This is a genomic window from Vibrio sp. MMH1-50 (assembly GCF_022347645.1).
In the GTDB taxonomy this organism is placed as follows: domain Bacteria; phylum Pseudomonadota; class Gammaproteobacteria; order Enterobacterales; family Vibrionaceae; genus Vibrio; species Vibrio harveyi.
This window is the reverse complement of record NZ_JAKRGG010000094.1, coordinates 1-1072: the sequence shown is the minus strand read 5'-3', so window position 1 is coordinate 1072 and position 1072 is coordinate 1. Positions and strand designations below refer to the sequence as shown.

Here is a 1072-nt window from a genome sequence, read left to right as displayed (position 1 = left end):
ATCGTATAAGGAGGTGATCCAGCGCCAGGTTCCCCTAGCGCTACCTTGTTACGACTTCACCCCAGTCATGAACCACAAAGTGGTAAGCGTCCTCCCGAAGGTTAAACTACCTACTTCTTTTGCAGCCCACTCCCATGGTGTGACGGGCGGTGTGTACAAGGCCCGGGAACGTATTCACCGTGGCATTCTGATCCACGATTACTAGCGATTCCGACTTCACGGAGTCGAGTTGCAGACTCCGATCCGGACTACGACGCACTTTTTGGGATTCGCTCACTCTCGCAAGTTGGCCGCCCTCTGTATGCGCCATTGTAGCACGTGTGTAGCCCTACTCGTAAGGGCCATGATGACTTGACGTCGTCCCCACCTTCCTCCGGTTTATCACCGGCAGTCTCCCTGGAGTTCCCACCCGAAGTGCTGGCAAACAAGGATAAGGGTTGCGCTCGTTGCGGGACTTAACCCAACATTTCACAACACGAGCTGACGACAGCCATGCAGCACCTGTCTCAGAGTTCCCGAAGGCACCAATCCATCTCTGGAAAGTTCTCTGGATGTCAAGAGTAGGTAAGGTTCTTCGCGTTGCATCGAATTAAACCACATGCTCCACCGCTTGTGCGGGCCCCCGTCAATTCATTTGAGTTTTAATCTTGCGACCGTACTCCCCAGGCGGTCTACTTAACGCGTTAGCTCCGAAAGCCACGGCTCAAGGCCACAACCTCCAAGTAGACATCGTTTACGGCGTGGACTACCAGGGTATCTAATCCTGTTTGCTCCCCACGCTTTCGCATCTGAGTGTCAGTATCTGTCCAGGGGGCCGCCTTCGCCACCGGTATTCCTTCAGATCTCTACGCATTTCACCGCTACACCTGAAATTCTACCCCCCTCTACAGTACTCTAGTCTGCCAGTTTCAAATGCTATTCCGAGGTTGAGCCCCGGGCTTTCACATCTGACTTAACAAACCACCTGCATGCGCTTTACGCCCAGTAATTCCGATTAACGCTCGCACCCTCCGTATTACCGCGGCTGCTGGCACGGAGTTAGCCGGTGCTTCTTCTGTCGCTAACGTCAAAT

General features: G+C 53.7%; 1 rRNA gene. It reads right to left on the bottom strand.

The annotated features are described in order from the left end of the window. Positions 1-6: 6 nt before the first annotated feature. A 16S ribosomal RNA gene (locus tag MHO32_RS25715) occupies positions 7-1072 on the bottom strand; the annotation flags it as partial.